At 71.5% G+C, this 23,776-nt stretch carries 24 protein-coding genes; 14 read left to right on the top strand and 10 right to left on the bottom strand.

Annotation, left to right across the window (positions count from 1 at the left end; all coding sequences use genetic code 11):
- Positions 1 to 141: 141 nt before the first annotated feature.
- Positions 142 to 1,149, top strand: coding sequence for a DUF5937 family protein (locus tag ACWGKT_RS08870; protein ID WP_453273031.1), 1,008 nt, complete (start codon positions 142 to 144; stop codon positions 1,147 to 1,149).
- 179 nt (positions 1,150 to 1,328) lie between these two features.
- Here ACWGKT_RS08870 and ACWGKT_RS08865 read toward each other — a convergent pair whose 3' ends face one another.
- The 5 genes from ACWGKT_RS08865 to ACWGKT_RS08845 form a co-directional block, all read right to left on the bottom strand.
- Entirely contained in the window at positions 1,329 to 1,979 is a 651-nt protein-coding gene (locus tag ACWGKT_RS08865; RefSeq protein WP_356141952.1) for a TetR/AcrR family transcriptional regulator, read from the bottom strand.
- Positions 1,976 to 2,632 carry a DUF4166 domain-containing protein gene (locus tag ACWGKT_RS08860; protein ID WP_453273051.1) on the bottom strand — a complete coding sequence of 219 codons (657 nt, stop codon included), beginning with the start codon at positions 2,630 to 2,632 and terminating at the stop codon, positions 1,976 to 1,978. The genes ACWGKT_RS08865 and ACWGKT_RS08860 overlap by 4 nt, the downstream gene beginning before the upstream one ends.
- A gap of 41 nt (positions 2,633 to 2,673) precedes the next feature.
- A complete protein-coding gene (locus tag ACWGKT_RS08855) occupies positions 2,674 to 3,423 on the bottom strand; it encodes a hypothetical protein (protein ID WP_453273030.1) in 750 nt (249 codons plus the stop codon).
- 144 nt (positions 3,424 to 3,567) lie between these two features.
- Complete coding sequence (locus tag ACWGKT_RS08850; RefSeq protein WP_356141956.1) at positions 3,568 to 3,861, bottom strand: MTH1187 family thiamine-binding protein; 294 nt, start codon at positions 3,859 to 3,861, stop codon at positions 3,568 to 3,570.
- Positions 3,858 to 4,202: a DUF3817 domain-containing protein gene (locus ACWGKT_RS08845; protein WP_453273029.1), complete on the bottom strand. Its 345-nt coding sequence runs from the start codon at positions 4,200 to 4,202 to the stop codon at positions 3,858 to 3,860. The genes ACWGKT_RS08850 and ACWGKT_RS08845 overlap by 4 nt, the downstream gene beginning before the upstream one ends.
- 232 nt (positions 4,203 to 4,434) lie before the next feature.
- Between ACWGKT_RS08845 and ACWGKT_RS08840 the strand changes: the two genes are divergently transcribed.
- From ACWGKT_RS08840 to ACWGKT_RS08825, 4 genes are all read left to right on the top strand, one after another.
- A complete protein-coding gene (locus ACWGKT_RS08840) occupies positions 4,435 to 5,067 on the top strand; it encodes an AIM24 family protein (RefSeq protein ID WP_453273050.1) in 633 nt (210 codons plus the stop codon).
- A 1-nt stretch (position 5,068) separates the two neighbouring features.
- Positions 5,069 to 5,719, top strand: coding sequence for an AIM24 family protein (locus ACWGKT_RS08835; RefSeq protein WP_235457003.1), 651 nt, complete (start codon positions 5,069 to 5,071; stop codon positions 5,717 to 5,719).
- Positions 5,716 to 6,525 carry an AIM24 family protein gene (locus ACWGKT_RS08830; RefSeq protein WP_453273028.1) on the top strand — a complete coding sequence of 270 codons (810 nt, stop codon included), beginning with the start codon at positions 5,716 to 5,718 and terminating at the stop codon, positions 6,523 to 6,525. Before ACWGKT_RS08835 ends, ACWGKT_RS08830 begins: the two co-directional genes overlap by 4 nt.
- Before the next feature lie 92 nt (positions 6,526 to 6,617).
- Positions 6,618 to 7,094 carry a MarR family winged helix-turn-helix transcriptional regulator gene (locus ACWGKT_RS08825; RefSeq protein ID WP_235457001.1) on the top strand — a complete coding sequence of 159 codons (477 nt, stop codon included), beginning with the start codon at positions 6,618 to 6,620 and terminating at the stop codon, positions 7,092 to 7,094.
- Positions 7,095 to 7,163: 69 nt separating this feature from the next.
- On the opposite strand, the gene ACWGKT_RS08820 is transcribed toward ACWGKT_RS08825, so the two are convergent.
- The 3 genes from ACWGKT_RS08820 to ACWGKT_RS08810 all read right to left on the bottom strand — a co-directional run bounded on the left by ACWGKT_RS08820 (position 7,164) and on the right by ACWGKT_RS08810 (position 10,793).
- A complete protein-coding gene (locus ACWGKT_RS08820; protein WP_453273027.1) occupies positions 7,164 to 8,402 on the bottom strand; it encodes an MFS transporter in 1,239 nt (412 codons plus the stop codon).
- 159 nt (positions 8,403 to 8,561) lie between these two features.
- The gene (gene meaB, locus ACWGKT_RS08815) at positions 8,562 to 9,518 is read right to left on the bottom strand and encodes a methylmalonyl Co-A mutase-associated GTPase MeaB (protein ID WP_235456999.1); all 957 of its coding nucleotides are present in this window, start codon (positions 9,516 to 9,518) and stop codon (positions 8,562 to 8,564) included.
- A 72-nt stretch (positions 9,519 to 9,590) separates the two neighbouring features.
- On the bottom strand, positions 9,591 to 10,793 hold the full coding sequence (locus ACWGKT_RS08810) for an acetyl-CoA C-acetyltransferase (RefSeq protein ID WP_356141965.1): 1,203 nt from the start codon (positions 10,791 to 10,793) through the stop codon (positions 9,591 to 9,593).
- A 150-nt stretch (positions 10,794 to 10,943) separates the two neighbouring features.
- Between ACWGKT_RS08810 and mce the strand changes: the two genes are divergently transcribed.
- From mce to ACWGKT_RS08775, 7 genes are all read left to right on the top strand, one after another.
- Positions 10,944 to 11,384, top strand: a complete 441-nt coding sequence (mce, locus tag ACWGKT_RS08805) for a methylmalonyl-CoA epimerase (protein WP_356141967.1) — start codon at positions 10,944 to 10,946, stop codon at positions 11,382 to 11,384.
- Positions 11,385 to 11,594: 210 nt separating this feature from the next.
- Positions 11,595 to 15,443 (top strand): polarized growth protein Scy, encoded by a 3,849-nt coding sequence (scy, locus tag ACWGKT_RS08800; RefSeq protein WP_453273026.1) that lies wholly within the window; start codon positions 11,595 to 11,597, stop codon positions 15,441 to 15,443.
- A 184-nt stretch (positions 15,444 to 15,627) separates the two neighbouring features.
- Positions 15,628 to 16,563 carry a coiled-coil domain-containing protein gene (locus ACWGKT_RS08795; RefSeq protein WP_235456995.1) on the top strand — a complete coding sequence of 312 codons (936 nt, stop codon included), beginning with the start codon at positions 15,628 to 15,630 and terminating at the stop codon, positions 16,561 to 16,563.
- Positions 16,564 to 16,648: 85 nt separating this feature from the next.
- Positions 16,649 to 17,602 carry an ATP-binding cassette domain-containing protein gene (locus ACWGKT_RS08790; RefSeq protein WP_356141971.1) on the top strand — a complete coding sequence of 318 codons (954 nt, stop codon included), beginning with the start codon at positions 16,649 to 16,651 and terminating at the stop codon, positions 17,600 to 17,602.
- Positions 17,603 to 17,605: 3 nt separating this feature from the next.
- The gene (locus tag ACWGKT_RS08785) at positions 17,606 to 18,376 is read left to right on the top strand and encodes an ABC transporter permease (RefSeq protein WP_453273025.1); all 771 of its coding nucleotides are present in this window, start codon (positions 17,606 to 17,608) and stop codon (positions 18,374 to 18,376) included.
- A 113-nt stretch (positions 18,377 to 18,489) separates the two neighbouring features.
- Positions 18,490 to 19,770 carry an ABC transporter ATP-binding protein gene (locus ACWGKT_RS08780; RefSeq protein WP_453273024.1) on the top strand — a complete coding sequence of 427 codons (1,281 nt, stop codon included), beginning with the start codon at positions 18,490 to 18,492 and terminating at the stop codon, positions 19,768 to 19,770.
- Positions 19,767 to 20,651: an ABC transporter permease gene (locus tag ACWGKT_RS08775; protein WP_453273023.1), complete on the top strand. Its 885-nt coding sequence runs from the start codon at positions 19,767 to 19,769 to the stop codon at positions 20,649 to 20,651. Before ACWGKT_RS08780 ends, ACWGKT_RS08775 begins: the two co-directional genes overlap by 4 nt.
- 8 nt (positions 20,652 to 20,659) lie before the next feature.
- On the opposite strand, the gene ACWGKT_RS08770 is transcribed toward ACWGKT_RS08775, so the two are convergent.
- Positions 20,660 to 21,001 (bottom strand): ATP/GTP-binding protein, encoded by a 342-nt coding sequence (locus ACWGKT_RS08770; protein WP_356141980.1) that lies wholly within the window; start codon positions 20,999 to 21,001, stop codon positions 20,660 to 20,662.
- Between the two features lie 225 nt (positions 21,002 to 21,226).
- Between ACWGKT_RS08770 and ACWGKT_RS08765 the strand changes: the two genes are divergently transcribed.
- The gene (locus ACWGKT_RS08765) at positions 21,227 to 22,255 is read left to right on the top strand and encodes an LLM class flavin-dependent oxidoreductase (protein ID WP_453273022.1); all 1,029 of its coding nucleotides are present in this window, start codon (positions 21,227 to 21,229) and stop codon (positions 22,253 to 22,255) included.
- A 130-nt stretch (positions 22,256 to 22,385) separates the two neighbouring features.
- On the opposite strand, the gene ACWGKT_RS08760 is transcribed toward ACWGKT_RS08765, so the two are convergent.
- Positions 22,386 to 22,778, bottom strand: a complete 393-nt coding sequence (locus tag ACWGKT_RS08760; protein WP_235456988.1) for an SCO5389 family protein — start codon at positions 22,776 to 22,778, stop codon at positions 22,386 to 22,388.
- Between the two features lie 298 nt (positions 22,779 to 23,076).
- On the opposite strand from ACWGKT_RS08760, the gene nucS reads away from it, so the two are divergent.
- A complete protein-coding gene (gene nucS / locus ACWGKT_RS08755) occupies positions 23,077 to 23,748 on the top strand; it encodes an endonuclease NucS (protein WP_356141984.1) in 672 nt (223 codons plus the stop codon).
- The last annotated feature ends 28 nt before the right edge of the window (positions 23,749 to 23,776 follow it).

Below are 23,776 nucleotides of genomic sequence, written 5' to 3'. Positions count from 1 at the left end.
ACCCGGCGTCCCCCGGCCCTTCCGGAGTCACCGGGGCCGGGATGTGCGCGCCCCGGCTCCCGGCGAGCAGAATGCGTGCGGCCGACGGTTGTCCACCGCGCCCCCGCCGGCTCTCGTGTACGTCGTCCGGGGAGGTCCGCCATGCCGATGCGGCTGTACTTCGGGGAGGACGACTTCCTGCGGTGCCGGTTCGCGGTGTCACCGCTGTGGGAGACGCAGGAGGCGGTGCGCACGCTCAAGCGGCCCGACCGGCACGGCTACCACGCGCCCTGGCTGCGCCGGATCCGTACGGCGGCCGCCGGGCTGGACCTGGCCCCGCTGTGGCTGCTCATGCCGCGCCGCGGCCACTCCCCCGACTGGCTCGGCCCGCCGCCGATCGGCCCGGCGGCCACGTTCGAGGAGGAGATCGCGGCCGTGCGGGCGGCCGATCCGGCGGCGGCCCGCGAGGACACGGCCCTGTCGCTCGCGGACACCCCCGGCGCGGTGGACTCGCCGTACGCGCGGACCTGGCTGGCCGACCCCGAGCGGATGATCCGGGAGTTGGCGGACGCGCTGGAGGAGGCCTGGCTCGCCCTGGTGGAACCGGACTGGCCCCGGCTGCGCGCCCTGCTCGACGCGGACGTCGCCTTCCACTCCCGGCGGCTCGCCGAGGTCGGCCTCGGCGGCCTGCTGCCGGAGATCAACCGGCGCTGCGGCTGGCACGCCGGGACGCTGACCGTGGAGGGGAGCGGTGAGCACGAGCGGCACCTCGGCGGGCAGGGGCTGGTGCTGATGCCGAGCGTGTTCTCCTGGCCGGACGTCATCGGCGGCTTCGAACCGCCCTGGCAGCCCGCCCTCGTCTACCCGGCCCGGGGCATCGGCGGCCTGTGGTCCGAGCCGGCCGACCGCACCCCCGACACGCTGGTACGACTCCTGGGCCGGGGCCGGGCTGCCGTACTCACCGCCCTGGACGAACCGTCGACCACCACGGCCCTGTCCCACCGCCTGGGACTCGCCCCGTCCTCGGTCTCCGCACACCTGACGACACTACGCAACTCGGGCCTCCTGACCGCCCGCCGCTACGGCCACCACGTCCTCTACGAACGCACACCCCTGGGAATCATGCTGTCGACGGGCGGCACGGATACGGGGGCGGAGCTGGGCGGGTAGACGTGGGGGGCGGGTCGGCCGGGGGACGGGGCCGGCTGGCGGTCGCCGACGGGCGAGGCGCATCAGGGGCCGGCGGAGCCAGTTGTGCGGCGGACGGGGCCGGCCAGCTGAGGACGGGGCCAGTCAGCGGCAGACAGACCAGCCCGCAGCAAACGAGACCAGTCCCCCGGCGGAGCCGGTCAGTGGCGGCCCGTGCGGCGTAGGTGGTGGCGGACCGCTCGCTGGGCCACCGGGCCGAGTTCCTCCAGGGCGGCGACCAGGGCGCCGAGTTGTTCCAGGGCGTCGAGGGCGGCGTGGGCGCCGCGTTCGTCCACGCTCTCGTACAGCTCGATGCCGACGAAGGAGGCGGCGACCGCGCGGGCCAGGCCCGCGGGATCGGTGAACTCGTCTAAAGGCGTGTCCGCGAGGACCCGCCGCAGCACGTTCTCGATCTCGCTGATCCACAGGTCGAGACCCGCCGCGGTGGCGGGGCCGAGGGTCCCATGGGTCTGGGCTCCGGCCAACAGCTGGCCGAGGAGCGCCACATGACCGCCGGCCCGCTCCTGCTCGTGGATCTCGCGGCCCACCGCGAGGAGTTCGGAGAGGGAGGTGACGGAGGCGAGGCGGGTGCGGTACTGGGACACCGACTTCTCGGCGCCGTAACGGCAGGCGGCGGCGAGGAGTTCGTCCACGGAGCCGAAGTGGTAGAAGACCAGCGCCTGGTTGACGCCCGCGGCCGCCGCGACCGAACGGGCGGAGGTCTTGGCGATGCCCTGCTCGGTGAGCGTACGCAGCGCGCCCTCCAGGAGCTTGGTCTTCGTCTCCAGGGACTTCGCCGTCTCCGCGCTCATGCGCGGGACTCCTCGCGGACCGGCCGCAGCCCGGACCGCACCCCGCAGCTGCGGACGTTCGTGTACGAGGCCGTGAAGGAACCCTCGTAACCGAAGAGCGGCCCGACGTACTTGTTCACCACCCGGACACGGATCCGGAACCGGGCCGCCGCGTCGTCGTACGACTCCCGCACCTCGGCCGTCGCGCCGATCAGTTCGGGCACCCGCACGTCCACCACGCCCTCCCGGAAGCGGTGTTCGCCGGAGCGGATGAGCAGCGAACCGTCGGGCTCGGCGCCGAAGTGCAGTTCGCTGGCGAGGTGTTGGTGGGTGCCGAGGTAGTCGAGGACGCGGTCCCCCTTGGGGCTGAGCACCATCTGGGCGTCGAAGCGCCGGGAGCCGCCGGGCAGGTCGAAGGTGCGCACGAAGGTCACGGTCTCACGGCCGAAGGAGTCGGCGTACGGCACGTTCTCGATCACGAACGGAACATGCCGCCCCTGCCTCGGCACGAGGATGTTGCGGGTGCCGCCCAGGGCCAGGAACGGCTTCACGAACGCGGCCCCGTGCCAGATCCGGTCCATCACGCCCCGCCCGGTACACGCCTCGCCGCTCGCCAGGCCCACCGAGAAGCGGCGGCGCAGCTGCGGATGGAGCCGGTCGAAGTCGGCCCCCATCGCCGTGCGGAACAGGGACGTCGGCGGTGCGGCGAGGCTCGTCACGGGGTCTCCAGGGTGCGCAGGAGGCGAGGGGCGCACACGCGCATCGGCGGGGTGCGCAGGCAGCGGCGGGCGGCCGGGGTGCAGGAGAGCGGCTCCTTGAAGAGGGCGAGGGAGATGGCGAGCAGGAGGAGCAGCGGGCACAGGAAGGCCACGGCGGGCGCGAGGGGGCCGAAGGCCAGGACGAAGGCGGCCGGGTCGAGGCCGACGCAGCAGAGGGTCAGCACGGTCGCGCGGACGGCGAGTTCGGCCAGCCAGTTCACCAGTGCCCGCTCGGGGGTGATCCCGCGCTCCAGCCACAGCCGCAGCCGATCGAAGGACCAGGCCGTCGCCCACCCCATCAGCGGGCGGAACAGCAGCCGGTCGGCGAGCGCGCCGAAGGCGCCCCAGCGGGGCCGGTAGTCGTAGCCGGTGAGGAAGCGGACGCCGTCGGTGTCGGGGAGGTAGCGCCAGTAGCCGCTGCCCTCGGCGAGCAGGGAGAGCGGGTCGGGCGAGGCGAAACGCAGGGCGGAGGTGCGGGTGCCGTCGGGGCGTTCCTTCTCGCCGGCGGACACACCGGTCCCCGCGACGGTGAGGAAGGGCAGGACGCGCGTCGCGTACCGGAAGCGCTGCGGCTCGCCCTCCGCGCGCGGGAGGGGGTCGATCTCGGTGAAACGGAGGTCCCAGCGCTGGTGCCGGGCCGGGTCCTGCGTACGTGCCCACAGCTCGTCGAGGTCGGCGCGGATGCGCGTCTCTACGTAGAGCCCCATCGAAGTTCCCCCAGTCAACCGGTCTTTGAGCGACCGCTCAAAACTCTGGGAAGGGAAACTACACCCGTTTGAGCGAACGCTCAAACGGTGGACCGAAGAAACGCCCGGCCCTCAGGGGCCGGGCGTTTCTCGGGAGTTGGACGCCTACGAAGCGAGGTGACGCTCGACGGTCTCCACCTTCGAGGTCAGCCCGTCCGTCACACCGGGCCGGATGTCCGCCTTGAGGACGAGCGACACCCGGGGCGCCCGCTCCTCCACGGCGGCGACGGCGCGCTTCACGACCGCCATGACCTCGTCCCACTCCCCCTCGATGCAGGTGAACATGGCGTCGGTGCGGTGGGGCAGCCCCGACGCGCGGACGACACGGACGGCGTCGGCGACGTACTCCCCCACGTCCTCGCCGACGCCGAGCGGCGTCACGGAGAAGGCGACGATCATGCGTTCACGACGCCTTCCTTGCGGGCGCGGGCGGCGATGACCGCGTCCTCCGCCTCGCGCCGCAGCTTGCGCTCGGCGAAGAAGCCGCCGGTGGGCAGGACGGAGAGGACGAAGTACAGGGCGGCCGTGCCGACGCTCCACTTGGCGCGGTTCCAGGCGTCGGCCCAGAAGATCACGTACAGGACGAACAGGACACCGTGAACCGCGCCCATCACGGGCACCGCGTTGAAGTCCGTGGTCCGCTTCAGTACCGAGCAGATCAGCAGGACGAGGAAGGACACGGCCTCCGGGGCGGAGACCAGGCGGAGGCGGCGGAGGGCGGTGGCGGTCTTGATGTCCACGGATCACCTTCGGTGGGAGTGCGGTGGGAGTGCGGTGGGAGTGAGGTCGACGTTGTCACACGGCGCCGTTTTGTGAACGCAAGCACAAGCGCCCGCCCATTGTGACAAACGGTGGCGCGGGGGCGGGGAGGGGGGCGGGACGCCCGTCCCACGCCCCCACCCCCTAAGGGGACCCCCCTGCCCATCCCCTCTGTCCAGCCCCCTGCCCTCCCGCTACCTTCGCAGCGTGGCGATGTTCCGACTTCAAGGAAGCAAGGTGCTCGCCGTCGACATGACCGGGGATGCCGTCAAGGCGAAGAACGGCTCGATGGTCGCGTACGACGGGCAGATGGCCTTCAAGAAACTGAGCGGCGGCGGTGAGGGACTGCGGGGCATGGTGACCCGGCGCCTCACCGGTGAGCAGATGACGGTGATGGAGGTGAGAGGCCAGGGGACCTGCTGGTTCGCCGACCGGGCCTCGGAGATCAACCTCGTGCAACTCCAGGGGGACAAGCTGTACGTGGAGTCGAGCAACCTGCTCGCGACCGACACCGGGCTGCGCACCGGGACGACGTTCACCGGGCTGCGCGGCGCCTCGCAGGGCAACGGGCTGTTCACCACCACGGTCGAGGGGCACGGACAGGCGGCCATCACCTCCGACGGCCCCGCCGTGGTGCTGCGGGTCAGCCCGCAGTACCCGCTGATCGTCGACCCCGGCGCCTACATCGCCCACCAGGGCAATGTGCGGCAGTCCTTCCAGTCCGGTGTGACGTTCCGCACACTGCTCGGGGAGGGCGGCGGCGAGGCCTTCCAGATCCGCTTCGAGGGGGACGGCCTGGTGTACGTGCAGCCGAGCGAGCGGAACACGATCGCGGGGAACGTGTGACATGGCGCTCAGGGAGATCAACTCCAAAATGGTGGAGGCCACCGTCCTCCCCGGCCAGCGGCTCTTCAGCCAGCGCGGCGCCATGCTCGCCTACAAGGGCGACGTCTCCTTCACGCCCAACATCCAGGGCGGCCAGGGCGGGATCATGTCGATGCTCGGCCGCCGGGTGGCCGGCGAGGCGACGCCGCTGATGACCGTCGAGGGCAGCGGGACCGTGTTCTTCGGGCACGGCGGCCACCACGTCCACGTCATCAACCTCACCGGCGACACGCTCTACGTCGAGGCCGACCGGCTGCTGGCCTTCGAGGGCACCCTGCGCCAGGGGACGATGTTCATGGGCTCGCAGGGCGGGGTCATGGGCATGGTCCGGGGCCAGGTGACGGGACAGGGGCTGTTCACGACCACCCTCGCGGGACAGGGCGCCGTCGCCGTCATGGCGCACGGGGGCGTGTTCGAGGTCCCCATCACCCCGCAGCGCCCGGTCCACGTGGACCCGCAGGCCTACGTCGCCCACCACGGCGACGTGCGCAACAAGCTGTCGACCGCGCTCGGCTGGCGCGACATGGTGGGACGCGGCTCCGGCGAGGCGTTCCAGCTGGAGCTCAGCGGCAGCGGCACGGTGTTCGTCCAGGCCTCGGAGGAAAAGCTGTGAGCACGTACGGAGTCCCCGGCGGCCCCACCGTCCACGACCCGATGACCCTGCCCGTGGACGACAACGTCAACAAGTACACGTTCTGCGTGGAGCTCAAGAGCGGGCAGTGGTTCCTGCAGAAGGGGAAGATGATCGCCTACTACGGGGCGATCGAGTTCAACGGCGTCGGACACGGTCGACTCGACCGACTTGTCCGAACCTCTTTCCATTCGCCTCTGCACGCGAGCGACTGGGTGGTGGCGGATGGCTCGGGCAAGATGCTGCTCGCCGACCGGGCCTTCGACGTCAATTCGTATGACTTGGACGACGGCAACCTGACCATTCGCTCGGGCAACCTGCTCGCTTTTCAGCCAAGTCTTGCCCTCAAGCAGTCGATCGTGCCGGGTTTTCTGACCCTTATCGGAACCGGAAAGTTCGTGGCCGCATCTAACGGTCCGGTGGTGTTCATGGAACCCCCGATCCGGGTGGACCCTCAGGCACTGGTCGGATGGGCCGACTGCCCCTCGCCGTGCCATCACTACGACCACGGTTACCTGACCGGCGTAATGGGCGGTCTACGTGCGATGACAGGCCTCGGAGGGGCCTCCGGAGAGGAGCACCAGTTCGAGTTCGTGGGAGCGGGAACGGTCCTGCTCCAGTCGACCGAGACCCTCATGGCCGAGCAGGCCACGGGAGCGGTTCCGCATGAGCCGGGGGTGCCCGGCGGGGGCGGCGTGCCGGGTGTACCAGGAGGTCACGGACAGCCTCCGGGCACACCGCGCCTTCCCGGACAGCTGGGAGACCTCCAGCGTCGCTTCGGGCTGTGAGCGGTAGTCTGCGGAGTGTGACATCGAACGCGTGCGCACAGTCACACCACCCTCACTAGTTCGCCTTTCAACTTCTTAGGTAGACTTCATTCATGGAGACCGAGACGGCCACGCGCTGGCTGACCGATGCGGAGCAGTGCGCCTGGCGCACCCACCTGGAGGTCAACAGGCTGTTGACGTACCAGCTCGAAAAGGACCTGCAGCCGTTCGGCCTGACTATGAACGACTACGAGATCCTCGTGAACCTGTCCGAGTCCGAGGACGTACGCATGAGGATGAGCGACCTCGCGTCCGCCACTCTCCAGTCCAAGAGCCGCCTCTCGCACCAGATCACGCGCATGGAGAACGCGAACCTGGTGCGACGCGAGAACTGCGAGTCCGACCGTCGCGGACTGTACGCGGTGCTCACGGACCACGGCATGGAGACGATGCAGAAGGTCGCGCCGCACCATGTGTCGTCCGTGCGCAGGCACTTCATCGACCTGCTGTCGCCGGAGGCGCTGGGGGAGCTGGACAAGGCCCTGAAGCCGATCGCGGAGCATCTGAGGGGGCAGCGGGGGCGCCCCTGACCTCGGCACGCGCCGAGCGGCAGGCGGGAAGGTCAGGTCCCGCCTGCGGTTCGGCGCCCCGCACCGGCGTCACGGGGTGCGCGCGAGCGGCGTGAGCGGCCCCGGCCTGGCGACGCACAGCGCCGTCAGCGCGGCCACCGCGCCGGCCAGGGCGAAGCACCCCCACAGCGGCAGCCGGCCGATCAGCGTCCCGGCCGCCACCGATCCGGCCGAGGTTCCCGCGTTCACCGCCGCGTTCACCCAGGCCCCCGCCCTCGTGCGGGCACCCTCGTCGGTCGTCTCCTCGGCGAGGAGGTACGCGGTCGTCAGGGTCGGGGCGACGAAGACCCCGGCACAGGCCATGGCCGCGGCGAGCGTCCAGGGACCGGGCGCGAGACCCGCCAGGGCCAGGGCCACGCCCAGCCCGGCCGTGAGCCACGGCAGGCGGGCACCGGCCGACCGGCGCCAGTTCACGGCCCCGTTCAGCAGACCTCCCACGGCGCTGCCCGCCGACAGGGCGCCCAGGATCCACGGGACCACGGCGTCGTCGTGCGACCGCTGCCCCGCGAAGGCCATCACCAGCAGCTCGACACCGCTCAGGGCCAGGCCCAGGCCCGCCGCCGCGACGACCGGTCCGCGCAGGCCGGCCGGGAAGCCGCGGGACCGGTGCCGGGGACCGGCGGCCTTCTGCCGCCCCCGGCCGCCCACCACCGGTGACGTCACGAACGCGCAGGTCCCCGTCACCATGAGCGCCGCGCTCAGCAGCAGACCGGCGGCCGGTTGCGTGAAGCGCAGCAGGACGCCGACCAGGGCCGGTCCGGAGACGAACAGCAGTTCCTCGGCCACACCGTCCAGGCTGTACGCGCGCTGCAACAGGCGCCGGTCGTCGAGGAGTTCGGACCACACCGTGCGCATGGTGGGACCGAGCGGGGGCGCGCAGGCACCCGCGAGGCCCGCGGCCAGGGCGAGCGACGCCGGGGACGCGCCGGGTCGCACGGTCAGGGCCGCCAGGGCGCAGAGCAGGAGGCTGTGCAGCACCGCCATGGGCAGCAGCGCGCGACGCGGGCCGTGGCGGTCGACCAGGGCCGCCCGCGCGGGCAGCAGGGAGACCGCCGAGGCGCCGAAGACGGCCATCACGGCGCCGGAGACGGCGTACGAGCCGGTCGCCCGGGTCACCGACAGCAGCACGGACAGCGCGACCGTGCCGTACGACAGCCGGGCGACCAGGACGGCGACGAAGGTGCGGCGCGCCTGCGGGACACGCAGGACGGCGGCGTACGACGGGCGCCGCGCGGTGGACTGAGGACAGGGTGACGTGGGCGCGGACATGCGCGAAGTTCCTCGGAGAAAGGCGGAGAGGGGACACCTGAGCGCGCCACGCAGTACGCCGGTCGACACCACGGTCGTCTGCGGGCGCTCGGTGCGCTCTACGCCAAGCGGAGGAACATGCGGGTCAAGTTAGCAGCCGTGGCGCACGGTCGGCGACGGTCAGCTCTCCGTGAGGCTCGCCACCAGTTCGTCCGCCGCGCGGTACGGGTCCAGCTCACCGGCCACGATGCGCTCCGCGAGCGCGCCCAGGTGGCGGTCTCCGTGCAGGTCGCCGATGCGTTCCCGCAGGGCCGTCACCGCGATCGTCTCGACCTCGCGGGACGCGCGGGCCAGCCGGCGCTCCGCCAGCACTCCGCGCTCCTCCATCCACGCCCGGTGCTTCTCCAGGGCCTCCACGACCTCGTCGATGCCCTCGGCGCGGGCCGCGACGGTCTTGACGATGGGCGGGCGCCAGTCGCCGGGGCCGCGGGACTCGCCCAGGCCGAGCATGTGGTTCAGCTCGCGGGCCGTGGCGTCCGCGCCGTCACGGTCGGCCTTGTTGACGACGTACACGTCGCCGATCTCCAGGATGCCCGCCTTGGCGGCCTGGATGCCGTCGCCCATGCCGGGGGCCAGCAGCACGACGGAGGTGTCGGCCTGGGAGGCGATCTCCACCTCCGACTGGCCGACGCCGACCGTCTCGACCAGGATCACGTCGCAGCCGGCCGCGTCCAGCACGCGGATCGCCTGTGGGGCCGACCAGGCTAGGCCGCCCAGGTGACCGCGGGTGGCCATCGAGCGGATGTAGACGCCCGGGTCGGAGGCGTGCTCCGACATCCGCACCCGGTCGCCGAGCAGGGCGCCGCCCGAGAAGGGCGAGGACGGGTCGACGGCCAGCACGCCGACCCGCTTGCCCTGCTTGCGGTACGCGGTCACCAGCGCCGAGGTGGATGTCGACTTGCCGACACCCGGGGATCCGGTGAGGCCGACCACGTACGCGTTCCCGGTCAGCGGCGCGAGGGCCGCCATGACTTCCCTCAGCTGCGGAGACGCCCCCTCCACCAGGGAGATCAGCCGGGCCACGGCCCGGGGCCGGCCTTCCCTGGCCTGGGCCACCAGAGAGGAGACGTCCTGCATCACAGCTCCGTTCGCTCACGAGACGTCTCGTACGTACCCGCCACGCGCGTACGTACGAGACGCAAGGGAAAATCAGGCCTTCGCCACCCGCACGATCAGTGCGTCGCCCTGGCCGCCGCCGCCGCACAGCGCGGCCGCGCCGACGCCGCCGCCGCGCCGCTTGAGCTCCAGCGCCAGGTGGAGGACCAGGCGGGCGCCGGACATGCCGATCGGGTGACCGAGCGCAATCGCACCACCGTTGACATTCACCTTTTCCGTGGACACGCCGAGGTCCTTCATTGACTGGACCGCCACGGCGGCGAAGGCCTCGTTGATCTCGACCAGGTCCAGGTCGGAGACCTCCAGGCCCTCCTTCTTGAGGGCGTGCAGGATGGCGTTGGAGGGCTGGGACTGGAGCGAGTTGTCCGGTCCGGCCACATTGCCGTGGGCGCCGATCTCGGCGATCCAGTCCAGGCCGAGCTCCTGCGCCTTGGCCTTGCTCATGACGACCACGGCCGCGGCACCGTCGGAGATCTGGGACGAGCTGCCGGCGGTGATCGTGCCGTCCTTCGAGAAAGCCGGGCGCAGCTTGCCGAGCGACTCGGCGGTCGTGTCGGCGCGGATGCCCTCGTCCTTGCTGAAGACGACCGGCTCACCCTTGCGCTGCGGGATCTCGATCGGGGTGATCTCGGCCTCGAAGATGCCGTTCTTCTGGGCGGCGGCCGCCCGCTGGTGGGACAGGGCGGCGATCTCGTCCTGCTCCGGGCGCTTGATGCCGAGGCGCGTGTTGTGCTTCTCGGTGGACTCGCCCATGGCGATGCCCTCGAAGGCGTCGGTCAGGCCGTCGTGGGCCATCGCGTCGATCATCTCGACCGCGCCGTACTTGAAGCCCTCGCGGGACTTCGGCAGCAGGTGAGGGGCGTTGGTCATGGACTCCTGGCCGCCGGCGACCACGATGTCGAACTCGCCGGCGCGGATCAGCTGGTCGGCCAGCGCGATCGCGTCCAGGCCGGACAGGCAGACCTTGTTGATCGTGAGCGCCGGGACGTTCATCGGAATGCCGGCCTTGACGGCGGCCTGGCGGGCCGGGATCTGTCCGGCGCCGGCCTGCAGCACCTGGCCCATGATCACGTACTGCACCTGGTCGCCACCGATCCCCGCACGGTCGAGGGCGGCCTTGATCGCGAAGCCACCGAGGTCGGCTCCGGAGAAAGACTTGAGCGAGCCGAGCAACCGACCCATCGGGGTGCGGGCACCCGCGACGATGACGGTCGTCGTGCTGTTCGTTCCTGACATGAGGTGCGATCCCCTTTCAGCTGCACAAGAGCTGAGGAGTGAACGAGGGTTTACTTCGAATGTACTGAGCGGTACGCCGCGCCGTCATCGGGCCGTCGGTGTGATCGCGCGCACGTTGCGTAACCACCTCCGGAGCGCTGCACTGAAAACATGCTGACGCGAATCGACCACATCGGGATCGCCTGTCATGACCTCGACGCGACTGTCGAGTTCTACAAGGCCACCTACGGCTTCGAGGTCTTCCACTCCGAGGTCAACGAGGAGCAGGGCGTGCGCGAGGCCATGCTCAAGATCAACGATACGTCCGACGGCGGGGCGTCGTACCTCCAGCTGCTCGAACCGACCCGGGAGGACTCCGCGGTCGGCAAGTGGCTGGCGAAGAACGGCGAGGGCGTCCACCACATCGCCTTCGGTACGGCGGATGTCGACTCCGACGCCGACGCGATCCGTGGAAAGGGCGTACGCGTTCTGTACGACGAGCCACGGCGCGGCTCCATGGGGTCGCGGATCACCTTCCTGCACCCCAAGGATTGCCACGGTGTACTGACAGAACTGGTCACATCGGCGCCTGTTGAGTCACCTGAGCACTGACCCTCGTACAGAGGGGCCGGTAGGGTTGGGGGCGGTCGTCGCTTCACCCAGGGCGGCCGCATGCCGGGGTCCGGGTTACGGGGGACGAGCGTCGGGGCAGCAGCCCGTGCTCCGCCGTTGATCTGACACCATTCCCCGGGGGCCCCGTTCGGCGGATGGACGGAGCTCGTATGGAGAAGCTTGCGACCAGGGGACGGATGGGACCGCGCAGTGCGGGGCTACGAGAGCCAGGAGCGAGAGCCGGCGGCTGACGTCGACCACCTCTCTCGGTTCGAGGCCGAGATGAAGCGGCTGAAGACCGAGCGGGAAAAGGCGATCCAGCACGCCGAGGACCTCGGCTACCAGGTCGAGGTGCTGCGCGCCAAGCTGCACGAGGCGCGGCGCACCATCATGTCCCGGCCCGCGTTCGACGGCGGTGACATCGGCTATCAGGCCGAACAGCTGCTGCGGAACGCGCAGGTGCAGGCCGATCAGCTGCGCCAGGACGCCGAGCGGGAGCTGAGCCAGGCCCGCGCGCAGACCCAGCGCATCCTGCAGGAGCACGCCGAGCAGGCGGCCCGGCTCCAGGCCGAGCTGCACGCCGAGGCCGTGGCCCGCCGCCAGCAGCTGGACCAGGAGCTGGCCGAGCGCCGGCAGACCGTCGAGTCGCACGTCAACGAGAACGTGGCGTGGGCGGAGCAGCTGCGGGCCCGTACGGAGTCCCAGGCCCGCCGGCTCCTCGACGAGTCCCGGGCCGAGGCCGAGCAGGCCATGGCGGCCGCCCGCGCGGAGGCCGAGCGGCTGACCGGCGAGGCCCGGCAGCGGCTGCAGAGCGACGCCGAGGGCGCCCGCGCCGAGGCCGAGCAGATCCTGCGCCGCGCCCGCACCGACGCCGAGCGGCTGCTGAACGCCGCCTCCACACAGGCCCAGGAGGCCACCGACCACGCCGAGGCACTGCGCACCTCCACCGTCTCGGAGTCGGACGCCGCCCGACGCCAGGCGGGCGAGCTGAGCCGGGCCGCCGAGCAGCGCATCGCCGAGGCCGAGGAGGCGCTGCGCAAGGCGCAGTCCGAGGCCGAGAAGCTTCTCACCGAGGCCAAGGAGGCCGCCGCCAAGGCGCTGTCGAGCGCCGAGGCGGCCAACGAGACGCGCACCCGCACCGCCAAGGAGCAGGTCGCCCGGCTGGTCAGCGAGGCCACCAAGGAGGCCGAGAGCACCAAGGCCGAGGCCGAGCAGCTCGTCACCGACGCCCGCGCCGAGGCCGAGAAGATCGTCGCCGAGGCCGGCGAGAAGGCCCGCAGCGTCACCGCCGAGGAGGCCGCCTCCCAGCTGGGCAAGGCCGCGAAGACCGCCGAGGACGTGCTGAACAAGGCCGCGGACGAGGCCCGGCAGACCACCCGGGCGGCGGTCGAGGAGGCCGAGCGGATCCGCACCGAGGCCGAGGCCGAGGCGGACCGGTTGCGCGCCGAGGCGCACGACATCGCCGAGCAGCTCAAGGGCGCGGCGAAGGACGACACCAAGGAGTACCGCGCCAAGACGGTCGAGCTGCAGGAGGAGGCCCGCCGGCTGCGCGGCGACGCCGAGCAGCTGCGCGCCGACGCGGCCGCCGAGGGCGAGAGCATCCGCGCCGAGGCCCGGCGCGAGGCCGTGGTGCAGATCGAGGAGGCGGCCAAGTCCGCCGAGGAGCTGCTGGCCAAGGCGAAGGCCGACGCCGACGAGCTGCGCCAGAGCGCCACCACGGACAGCGAGAAGGTCCGTACGGAGGCGATCGAGCGCGCCACCACGCTGCGCCGACAGGCCGAGGAGACCCTGGAGCGCACCCGCAAGGAGGCCGAGCGGCACCGCGCGGAGGCCGACGAGCAGGCCGAGGCGCTCCGCGCGGACGCCGAGCGGGCCGCGCGCGAGCTGCGCGAGGAGGCCGAGCGCGCGGTCCAGGCCCGGCGGGACGAGGCGGCCGGCGAGCTGACCCGGCTGCACACCGAGGCCGAGGAGCGGGTGACCGCCGCCGAGCAGGCGCTGTCCGACGCCCGCGACGAGGCCACCCGCATCCGGCGCGAGGCCGCGGAGGAGACCGAGCGGCTGCGCAACGAGGCCGCCGAGCGGATCCGTACGCTCCAGCAGCAGGCGGACGCCGAGGCCGACCGGCTGCGCAACGAGGCCGCCTCGGACGCGTCCGCGTCCCGCGCGGAGGGCGAGGCCATCGCCGTACGCCTGCGTTCGGAGGCCGCCGCCGAGGCCGAGCGGCTGAAGACGGAGGCGCAGGACACCGCCGATCGGGTGCGGGCCGAGGCCCAGGCCGCCGCGGAGCGGCTGGGCACGGAGGCGTCCGAGACGCTGGCCGCCGCCCAGGAGGAGGCCGTCCGACGCCGGCGCGAGGCCGAGGAACTGCTCGGCTCCGCCCGCCAGGAGGCCGACCAGGAGCGCGAGCGGGCGCGCGAGCAGAGCGAGGAGCTGCTGGCCTCGGCGCGCAAGCGCGTCGAGGAGGCGCAGACCGAGGCCGTGCGCCTGGTCGAGGAGGCCGACCGGCGCGCCACCGAGATGGTGTCGGCGGCCGAGCAGCACGCCCAGCAGGTGCGGGACTCCGTCGTCGGCCTGCACGAGCAGGCGCAGGAGGAGATCACCGGACTGCGCTCCGCCGCCGAGCACGCGGCGGACCGTACCCGCCGGGAGGCCGAGGAGGAGGCGGACCGGGTCCGCGCCGACGCCTACGCCGAGCGGGAGCGGGCCGGCGAGGACGCGAGCCGCGTCCGGCGCGAGACGCAGGAGGAGTCCGAGGCGGCCAAGGCGCTCGCCGAGCGGACGATGGCGGAGGCGATCGCCGAGGCCGAGCGGCTGCGTTCGGACGCGGCCGCGCACGCCCAGCGGGTGCGCACGGAGGCCTCGGACGCCATCGCGGAGGCCGATCAGGCCGCCACGCGCACGCGTGCCGAGGCCCGGGACGACGCCAACCGCATCCGCTCGGACGCGGCGACGCAGGCGGACACCCTCATCACCGAGGCACGCAACGAGGCCGAGCGGCTCCAGACGGAAACCATCACGGAGGCCGACCGGGTCCGGGCCGAGGCCATCGCCAAGGCCGAGAAGCTGATCACGGACGCCACCGGGGACGCGGAGCGGCTGCGCGCCGAGGCCGCCGAGACGATCGGCTCCGCACAGCAGCACGCCGAGCGGATCCGCACCGAGTCCGAGCGGGTCAGGGCCGACGCTCAGGCCGAGGCCGAGCGGCTGGTCAACGCCGCCCGCGAGGAGTCCGAGCGGATGCTGGACGAGGCCCGCAAGGAAGCCAACAAGCGGCGCTCCGAGGCGGCCGAGCAGGTCGACACGCTCATCACGGAGACCACGGCCGAGGCCGACAAGCTGCTCACCGAGGCGCAGCAGCAGGCGCAGAAGGCCACGGCGGACGCCGAGGCGCAGGCCGACACCATGGTCGGCGCGGCCCGCAGCGAGGCGGAGCGGCTCGTCTCCGAGGCGACGGTCGAGGGCAACGCCCTGGTGGAGAAGTCCCGTACCGACGCGGACGAGCTGCTCGTCGGCGCCCGCCGGGACGCGACCGCCATCAGGGAGCGGGCGCAGGAGCTGCGCGACCGCATCACCGGCGAGATCGAGGGTCTGCACGAGCGGGCCCGCCGCGAGGCCGCCGAGACCATGAAGTCCACCGGGGACCGCTGCGACGCGCTCATCAAGGCCGCCGAGGAGCAGCTCGCCAAGGCGCAGGCGAAGGCCAAGGAGCTGGTGTCGGAGGCGAACTCCGAGGCGGGCAAGGTGCGCATCGCCGCCGTCAAGAAGGCGGAGGGGCTGCTCAAGGAGGCCGAGCAGAAGAAGGCCACGCTGGTCAAGGAGGCCGAGGAGCTCCGGGCCGAGGCGATCCGCGAGGCCAAGCGCACGGTCGAGGAGGGTAAGCGCGAACTGGAGGTCCTGGTGCGCCGGCGCGAGGACATCAACGCGGAGATCTCCCGTGTCCAGGACGTCCTTGAGGCGTTGGAGTCCTTCGAGGCCCCGGCGGCCGGCAAGGACGGCGGAGTCAAGGCGGGCGCGACCGTCGGTGCCCCTCGTTCGGGTGGCAAGTCGTCGGATGGCTAGCGTGGTCGGGCGGTTTGCGTGTCTCCTGGGGGACTTTGCCCCAGAATTTGGCAAGCCGTCCCATGTTCAGCCACCCAAAAGTGGTGTCATTCTCCAGATCAAACACGTATCCGCTCGATGACACACCGCTTCGGCCCCTAGGATTCCCCCTATCACCTCACCGGTCTCTTTCGACAGGAACCCCATGAGCGACACTTCCCCCTACGGCTTCGAGCTTGTGCGGCGTGGGTACGACCGCGCTCAGGTGGACGAACGAATCTCCAAGCTCGTCTCCGACCGTGACAGCGCTCTCTCCCGCATCACCGCTCTGGAAAAGCGCATCGAGGAGCTCCACCTCGAAACGCAGAACGCACAGGCCCAGGTCACCGACGCCGAGCCGTCGTACGCGGGTCTCGGCGCGCGGGTCGAGAAGATCCTCCGCCTCGCCGAGGAAGAGGCCAAGGACCTGCGGGACGAGGCCCGGCGCGCCGCCGAGCAGCACCGCGAGCTCGCCGAGTCGGCGGCCCAGCAGGTCCGCAACGACGCGGAGTCGTTCGCCGCGGAGCGCAAGTCCAAGGCCGAGGACGAGGGCGTCCGGATCGTCGAGAAGGCCAAGAGTGAGGCCTCGCAGCTGCGCGCCGAGGCTCAGAAGGACGCGCAGTCCAAGCGCGAGGAGGCCGACGCCCTCTTCGAGGAGACCCGCGCCAAGGCCGCGCAGGCCGCCGCCGACTTCGAGACGAACCTCGCCAAGCGCCGCGAGCAGTCCGAGCGCGACCTGGCCTCGCGTCAGCAGAAGGCCGAGAAGCGCCTCGCCGAGATCGAGCACCGCGCCGAGCAGCTGCGCCTGGAGGCCGAGAAGCTGCGCACCGACGCCGAGCGCCGTGCCCGCCAGACCGTCGAGACGGCGCAGCGCCAGGCCGAGGACATCGTGGCCGACGCCAACGCCAAGGCCGACCGCATCCGCTCGGAATCCGAGCGCGAGCTGGCCGCCCTGACCAACCGCCGCGACTCGATCAACGCCCAGCTGACGAACGTCCGCGAGATGCTCGCCACGCTGACCGGTGCCGCGGTCGCCGCCGCCGGCACGCCCGCCGACGACGAGCCGGTCTCCCGCGGTGTGCCGGCCCAGCAGTCCCGGTAACCCACGGGCGTTCACCCGCTGAACGACAGCGAAGCCCCCTGCCGCTCCGGTGGCAGGGGGCTTCGTCCCGTTCTAGCGTGTGCGCATGATCGAGCTAGAGGGGCTCACCAAGCGGTACGGCGAGAAGGTCGCGGTGAACAACCTGACCTTCTCCGTCCGGCCGGGCATCGTCACGGGGTTCCTCGGACCCAACGGTGCCGGCAAGTCGACGACCATGCGGATGATCCTCGGGCTCGACCATCCCACCGCCGGGGACGTCCGCATCGACGGCAGACACTTCGACCAGCTGAAGGATCCGCTGACGTACATCGGGGCGCTGCTGGACGCCAAGGCCGTGCACGGCGGGCGGAGCGCCTTCAACCACCTGCTGTGCCTCGCGCAGAGCAACGGGATCCCGACGAGCAGGGTGCACGAGGTGCTCGACACCGTGGGGCTCACGGCCGTGGCGCGCAAGAAGGCCAAGGGGTTCTCGCTGGGCATGGGGCAGCGGCTCGGCATCGCCGGCGCGCTGCTCGGCGATCCCCGGATCCTGATGTTCGACGAGCCCGTCAACGGGCTGGACCCCGAGGGCATCCACTGGATCCGGACCCTGATGAAGTCCCTGGCCGGGCAGGGGCGGACCGTCTTCGTGTCGAGCCATCTGATGAGCGAGATGGCGCTGACCGCCGAACACCTCGTCGTCATCGGGCAGGGCCGGCTGCTCGCCGACACCACCATGGCCGACTTCATCCGGCAGAACTCGCGGTCGTACGTCCGGATCCGCACCCCGCAGCGCGAGCGGCTGCTGGACGTGCTGCACGAGGCCGGGATCACGGTCGTGGAGGCGGGCGGCGAGGCGTTGGAGGTGGAGGGCGGCAAGGCCGAGCCGATCGGCGAGCTGGCCAGCCGGCACGGGATCGTGCTGCACGAGCTGAGCCCGCAGCAGGCCTCGCTGGAGGAGGCCTTCATGCGGCTGACGGCGGAGTCGGTGGAGTACCACGCGCACTCCGAGACCGCCTCGGTCCCCAGGGACTGGGGCGCCGACTGGAAGGGAGCCTGAGCCATGGCGGCCGTCCAGGTCATCAGGTCCGAGTGGACGAAGATCCGGTCCGTGGCGTCCACCGTGTGGACGCTGTCCCTCGCCGTGGTCGTCACCATCGCCGTCGGCATGCTGATCTCCGCCCTGTCGCGGAGCCAGTTCGACAGGATGCCCGCGCGCGAGCGGCTCAACTTCGATCCGACCGTCGTCAGCTTCGCGGGCATGACCCTCGGGCAGCTGGCGATGATCGTGTTCGGGGTGCTCGTGGTGTCGAACGAGTACAGCACCGGCATGATCCGCACCTCGCTGGCGGCCGTGCCGCAACGGGGCACCTTCCTGTTCAGCAAGATCGCGGTGGCGGCCGCGCTCGCCCTGGCCGTCGGCATGGCGACCAGCTTCGCCGCGTTCTTCCTCGGGCAGTCGCTGCTCGGTTCGCACCGGACGGAGATCGGCGACCCCGGCGTGCTGCGCGCGGTGATCGGCGGCGGGCTGTACATGACCCTCATCGCCATGTTCTCGATGGGCGTCGCCTCGATGCTGCGCTCCCCCATGCTGTCGCTCGGCATCCTGATGCCGTTCTTCTTCCTGATCTCCAACATCCTCGGCAACGTCGACGCCACGAAGAAGATCGGCCGGTTCCTGCCGGACCAGGCCGGCAGCCGCATCATGCAGGTGGTCCCCCGCGTCGACGACGACACCCCCTACGGCCCCTGGGGCGGTCTCGGCATCATGGGCCTGTGGGTGGTCGCGGCCCTCACCGGCGGCTACATCCTGCTGAAGAAGCGGGACGCCTAGCACCGGTTTCGTCTTTGCTCTCTCTTGGGCGGAACCGTCAGCGCCCGGTTATCCTCCTAACCCTTACGGGGGCGTGTGCCCCGCTGTCCTGAACCTTTCGATGGGTGCGGAGCATGATCGAGGCTGTCGGCCTGACCAAGCGCTACGGCGACAAGACCGCCGTCTACAACCTTTCCTTCCAGGTACGGCCCGGGGCCGTCACCGGCTTCCTCGGGCCCAACGGCTCCGGCAAGTCGACGACCATGCGAATGATCCTCGGCCTGGACAACCCCACGTCGGGCACGGTGACGATCGGCGGCTACCCGTACCGCAAGCTGCCGAACGCCCCGCGTCAGGTCGGCGCGCTGCTCGACGCCAAGGCCGTGCACGGCGGCCGGCACGCCCGTAACCACCTGCTCTGCCTGGCCCAGCTGTCGGGCATCCCGGAGCGCCGGGTCGACGAGGTGCTCGGGGTGGTGGGCCTGCAGGACGTGGCGAAGAAGCGGTCCAAGGGCTTCTCGCTCGGCATGGGACAGCGCCTCGGCATCGCCGCCGCGCTGCTCGGCGACCCGCAGGTCCTGCTGTTCGACGAGCCGGTCAACGGCCTCGACCCCGAGGGCATCCTCTGGGTGCGGAACCTGATGAAGGCGCTGGCGGCCGAGGGACGGACCGTGTTCGTCTCCAGCCACCTGATGAGCGAGATGGCGCTGACCGCCGACCACCTCATCGTGATCGGGCGCGGACAGCTCCTCGCCGACATGAGCGTGAAGGACTTCATCTCGGCGAACTCGGCCGACTTCGCCCGTGTGCGGACGCCCGACACCGAGCCCCAGCTGCGCGAGAAGCTGACGTCCGCGCTCACCGAGGCGGGCGGGCAGGTGCTGCCGGAACAGGACGGCGCGCTGCGCGTCATGGGCCTGCCGCTCCCTCGTATCAGTGACCTGGCACACGAGGCCGACGTCCGGCTGTGGGAGCTGTCGCCGCACCAGGCCTCCCTGGAGGAGGCGTACATGCGGATGACGCAGGGCGCCGTGGACTACCGCTCCTCCATCGACCAGCGGGCCGGCCTCCAGCAGCCGCTGCCGCCCGGCGCGCAGCCGCCGATGCCGGTACCGGGCCAGGGCCAGCCGGGCTGGTACGCCCCGCCGCCGCCCCAGCAGGGGGGCCAGCCGTTCACCCCGCCGCAGGGCGCCGCGCCCGCGGGCCCGTACGGCGGCCCCGCCGCGCCCGGCCCGTACGCCCCCGGCGCGCCCGCGGGCGGACCGAACCCGTACGCGACGCCCGGGAACCAGGCCGCGCCGGCCCCCGCTGTCCCGGCTGCCGAATCGTCACCTCAGCCGTCCGCCGCCCCGGTCGCCGCGCCCGCGCAGACCGCCGCTCCCGCCGACCTGACCAAGCCCGAGGACGCCCGATGAGCACCCACCAGCCCCCCATGCCGCAGGCGGCCGAGGCCGCGCCGAACTGGCAGGCGGCGCCCGGCGGGCCGTACGCCGGTTACACCTCGCCGATCCCGGTGGTCAAGACGCACCTCGGGCACGCGCTCGCGTCCGAGTGGACGAAGATCAAGTCGGTGCGTTCGACGATGTGGACGCTCGGCGTGTTCGTGCTGCTCGTCGTCGGTATCGGCCTGCTGGCCGGTGCCGTGGTCAGCAGCAACGCCTCGGACTCGGACATGTCCGGCCAGAGCCCGCTGGGCCTCGGCTTCTTCGGGCTGCTGCTGGGCAGCATGTGCATCATCACGCTCGGCGTGCTGACCACGGCCTCGGAGTACGGCACGGGCATGATCCGTACGACGATGACCGCCTGCCCCAGCCGGGGCCGGGTGCTCGCGGCGAAGGGCATCGTGTTCTTCGTGGTCGCCTTCGTGGTGACCCTGGCGGCGTCCTCGTTCGTCGCCATGACGCAGGTCTCGATGCTGGACGGCACCGGCATCAAGGACCCGTCCGGCGCGGAGTGGCTGAAGGGCACGGTCGGCGTCAGCCTCTACCTCGCGCTGCTGGGGCTGCTCTCGCTCGTCGTCGGCTCGATCATCCGGCACTCGGCGGGCGCCATCACCATCATGATCGGGCTCCTGCTCGCCCCGCTGGTGATCGCGCTGTTCATGTTCTCGCAGTCGCTGGAGGACGTGCGCCAGGCCCTGCTGGAGTACTCGATCCCCAACCAGCTGAGCGTCTTCTACGCCAACTCGCTGAGCGACTCCGGCCCGTCCGGCTGGGACCCGCTGTGGATCGTCCTGGGCGTGACGGCGGCCGCGTACGCCGGCGCCCACGCGCTCCTGCAGAGCCGGGACGTCTGAGCCCCGTACTAGAACCTCGGCGCGTTACGGGACCGCTGCACCCGCGTGGTGCGGCGGTCCTTCGCGTTCCAGCAGGCCTTGTGCCAGTGCCGGCGGTCGTCGACGCCCGCGTGCTCCGGCCAGGCCACCACGTGCGGGACGCCGGAGGCGATCGCCTGGTCGCAGCCCGGGCAGCGGTACGTCTTGCCCTCGGAGCTCGCCCCGGCCACGTGACGCACGCTCCACTCCTCGCCCTGCCAGCTCTCCGTGGACTGCCAGCCGCCGTAACGGCCGGCGCGGTCGTCCTCGGCGCTGCGGCCGGACGAGTCCGCTTCACGGGGGCCCTTGGGCCGGTTGCGACGCGGGGACACGGAACACCTCACGGGGCTCTACAGGATGCACGGGCTCAGTCCAGCCTACGCGGCCCGGACGGGGGTACGCGAAGGGCACCAACCCGCACAAGTCCCCTTTCCGAGCGACCGGTTCTGCAGACAATCCGCAAATCTCTTCGCCAGGCCGTGTCCTCGGCACGTGTCGCACGGTTATGCCGGGTGGGGGAGCTCCGTGTCGGAGCCAAGGGAAGCAGGAAAAGAGCGATGCACGTCGGAAGTTTTGTGCTGGCGGCCCAGTTCCCGGGCCAGGGCCAAGGGGAGGCACTGCACCGGGCGGTCCGCTCGGCGGAGGTCGCCGAGGAGGCGGGGCTGGACGCGGTCTGGCTGGCCGAGCACCACTTCGTGCCGTACGGCACATGCCCGTCGGCGATCACCCTCGCCGCGCTGCTGCTGGGGCGCACCCACCGTATCCGGGTCGGCACGGCGGTCAGCGTACTGCCCACCGTCCACCCCGTGGCCCTCGGCGAGCAGGCCGCGCTGCTGCACGTGACGAGCGGCGGGCGCCTCACGCTCGGCGTGGGGCGCGGCGGGCCGTGGGTGGACCTGGAGGTGTTCGGACCGGGGCTCGAAGCATACGAGCACGGGTTCCCGGACTCGCTCGACCTGCTGCTGCGCTGGCTGCGCGAGCCGTCGGTGTCGGCCACGGGGGAACGGTTCTCCTTCCGCGAGGTACCCGTGGTCCCGCGCCCCTCCGAGGCGCTGACGGAGACCCCGGGCCCCGAGGTCGTCGTCGCCTGCACCTCCCCGGCGAGCGTCCGGCTGGCGGCCGAACGCGGGCTGCCGATGCTGCTCGGCATGCACGTCGGGGACGAGGAGAAGGCCGAGATGGTGGCCCTGTGGCGGCAGTTGGCGCGTGCGGCGGGACGAACGCCGGACGAGATCGCGGGCGCGGCACATGTCTCCGCCGGCGTCTGCCAGATCGCCGACCGGCGCACCGACGCGGCGGAGACCCTGCTGAAGGCGATGCCGGGCTGGCTCAGGCAGGGCCTGGAGGCCCATGTCACCGTGGACGGCCGCACCCGCTCGATGCGCGACCCGCTGGCGTACACCGAACTGCTCTGCGGACTGCACCCGGTGGGCACCCCGCGCCTGTGTGTCGACCGGCTCGCGGCGACCTCGGAGCGGACCGGCATCTCCCGCTTCGCCCTGCTCGTCGAGGGCTCGGGAGACCTGGCGGCGACCGAGGAGAACGTACGGCGGTTGGGCGCCGAGGTCCTCCCCCACCTCCGCTGAGGGATCCCTCCGCCACGCCGGTCGAGGCCCGTGTCGCGAGGAGAGCTTGCCGCCCCTGTACTGATTGCACCTCCCGCGTGTGGAGCGGCAAGCATGCGGCTCACTGCGTCAGCGGTCCCGGAGCTCCGCGTCAGCAGTCCCGGAGCTCCGGGGACTGGTTCAGCAGCTGACTGCGCACCGAGGTGAAGCGGGCCAGCCTCTCGTCGACCGAGGCGTCCACCGGAAACACCGCCACCCGGTGACAGTTCTGGAAGGCCAGCCGCACACCGAAGTGCCGCTGCAGCGCGCCGCGTATGGCATCACTCGCGAGCGCGCGCAGCAGCTGGCCCCGTGCCTGCTCGTCCGGCGGAGGCGTCTGGTTGTCGGCGAACTCTCCGCCGTCCACCTTCAGCTGGGCCACCAGGGAGCTGATCATCTCCCATGCGTAAGGCAGGGAGGTCCGGACGCAGTCGACGAAATCGGCTTCGTCGACCTCGCCTCGCTCGGCCTGTTCGAGTAGGGCCGGTGAGACGTCGAGCGACATGGGTACTCCTCTCGCACCCCCGAACAGCAGGGGTTGCCGGACAGGTAAGAGAGTTCGCAATACCGAACACGCTGAGTACACGCATCGCGACCTCCCGTTCACTACGGTAGGCAACGGACGGTGACCGCACCAGGAGATTGCGCACATGGGCCGATCCCTTTGGGCACACAATCGGCCAGGGATGAACGCCTGTTTCCGAAGTAAAAGGGGCGACCCGAAGAGTCTCGATCGAGGCCGGTGACGGGAGTCGGGTGGGCGAATCGCGAGGGTGGCGGGACTTCGAGTAGCGTTGCCCTCCATGCGTCTCGTCATTGCCCGGTGCTCGGTCGACTACGCCGGCCGGCTCACCGCCCACCTGCCCTCGGCTCCCCGCCTGATCCTGGTCAAGGCGGACGGCAGCGTCTCCATCCACGCGGACGACCGGGCCTACAAGCCCCTCAACTGGATGTCGCCGCCCTGCACGCTGAAGGAGGGGACCGGCGAGGAAGAAGGCGTCTGGACCGTCGTCAACAAAACAGGCGAGAAGCTGATCATCACGATGGAGGAAGTCCTCCACGACTCCTCGCACGAACTCGGCGTGGACCCCGGCCTGATCAAGGACGGCGTGGAAGCGCACCTCCAGGAGCTGCTCGCCGACCGCATCGAGACGCTCGGCGACGGCTACACCCTGATCCGCCGCGAGTACATGACCGCCATCGGCCCGGTCGACATCCTGTGCCGGGACGCCGAGGGGCAGACCGTCGCCGTGGAGATCAAGCGGCGCGGCGAGATCGACGGCGTGGAGCAACTCACGCGCTACCTGGAGCTGTTGAACCGCGATCCGCATCTCGCCCCCGTCCGCGGCATCTTCGCCGCCCAGGAGATCAAGCCGCAGGCCCGCGTCCTCGCCACGGACCGGGGCATCGGCTGCCAGGTCCTGGACTACGACGCCCTCAGGGGCATCGAGGACGACAAGCTGCGCCTGTTCTGACGGACAGTCGTCCGTCCGGCCGTGCGGG

Source organism: Streptomyces sp. NPDC054794, from assembly GCF_053611585.1.
This window is presented reverse-complemented; position numbering and strand designations above follow the sequence as displayed.

Coding starts and splice junctions, on each gene's coding strand:
- ACWGKT_RS08850 (WP_356141956.1), bottom strand. CDS start 3,861: ATGATCGTCGCCTTCTCCGTGACGCCGCTCGGCGTCGGCGAGGACGTG.
- ACWGKT_RS08840 (WP_453273050.1), top strand. CDS start 4,435: ATGTTCCGACTTCAAGGAAGCAAGGTGCTCGCCGTCGACATGACCGGG.
- ACWGKT_RS08820 (WP_453273027.1), bottom strand. CDS start 8,402: ATGTCCGCGCCCACGTCACCCTGTCCTCAGTCCACCGCGCGGCGCCCG.
- ACWGKT_RS08810 (WP_356141965.1), bottom strand. CDS start 10,793: ATGTCAGGAACGAACAGCACGACGACCGTCATCGTCGCGGGTGCCCGC.
- ACWGKT_RS08765 (WP_453273022.1), top strand. CDS start 21,227: ATGCACGTCGGAAGTTTTGTGCTGGCGGCCCAGTTCCCGGGCCAGGGC.
- ACWGKT_RS08775 (WP_453273023.1), top strand. CDS start 19,767: ATGAGCACCCACCAGCCCCCCATGCCGCAGGCGGCCGAGGCCGCGCCG.
- ACWGKT_RS08780 (WP_453273024.1), top strand. CDS start 18,490: ATGATCGAGGCTGTCGGCCTGACCAAGCGCTACGGCGACAAGACCGCC.
- ACWGKT_RS08760 (WP_235456988.1), bottom strand. CDS start 22,778: ATGTCGCTCGACGTCTCACCGGCCCTACTCGAACAGGCCGAGCGAGGC.
- ACWGKT_RS08865 (WP_356141952.1), bottom strand. CDS start 1,979: ATGAGCGCGGAGACGGCGAAGTCCCTGGAGACGAAGACCAAGCTCCTG.
- ACWGKT_RS08860 (WP_453273051.1), bottom strand. CDS start 2,632: ATGGGGGCCGACTTCGACCGGCTCCATCCGCAGCTGCGCCGCCGCTTC.
- meaB (WP_235456999.1), bottom strand. CDS start 9,518: ATGCAGGACGTCTCCTCTCTGGTGGCCCAGGCCAGGGAAGGCCGGCCC.
- ACWGKT_RS08790 (WP_356141971.1), top strand. CDS start 16,649: ATGATCGAGCTAGAGGGGCTCACCAAGCGGTACGGCGAGAAGGTCGCG.
- ACWGKT_RS08855 (WP_453273030.1), bottom strand. CDS start 3,423: ATGGGGCTCTACGTAGAGACGCGCATCCGCGCCGACCTCGACGAGCTG.
- ACWGKT_RS08825 (WP_235457001.1), top strand. CDS start 6,618: ATGGAGACCGAGACGGCCACGCGCTGGCTGACCGATGCGGAGCAGTGC.
- ACWGKT_RS08785 (WP_453273025.1), top strand. CDS start 17,606: ATGGCGGCCGTCCAGGTCATCAGGTCCGAGTGGACGAAGATCCGGTCC.
- ACWGKT_RS08795 (WP_235456995.1), top strand. CDS start 15,628: ATGAGCGACACTTCCCCCTACGGCTTCGAGCTTGTGCGGCGTGGGTAC.
- nucS (WP_356141984.1), top strand. CDS start 23,077: ATGCGTCTCGTCATTGCCCGGTGCTCGGTCGACTACGCCGGCCGGCTC.
- ACWGKT_RS08835 (WP_235457003.1), top strand. CDS start 5,069: ATGGCGCTCAGGGAGATCAACTCCAAAATGGTGGAGGCCACCGTCCTC.
- ACWGKT_RS08870 (WP_453273031.1), top strand. CDS start 142: ATGCCGATGCGGCTGTACTTCGGGGAGGACGACTTCCTGCGGTGCCGG.
- mce (WP_356141967.1), top strand. CDS start 10,944: ATGCTGACGCGAATCGACCACATCGGGATCGCCTGTCATGACCTCGAC.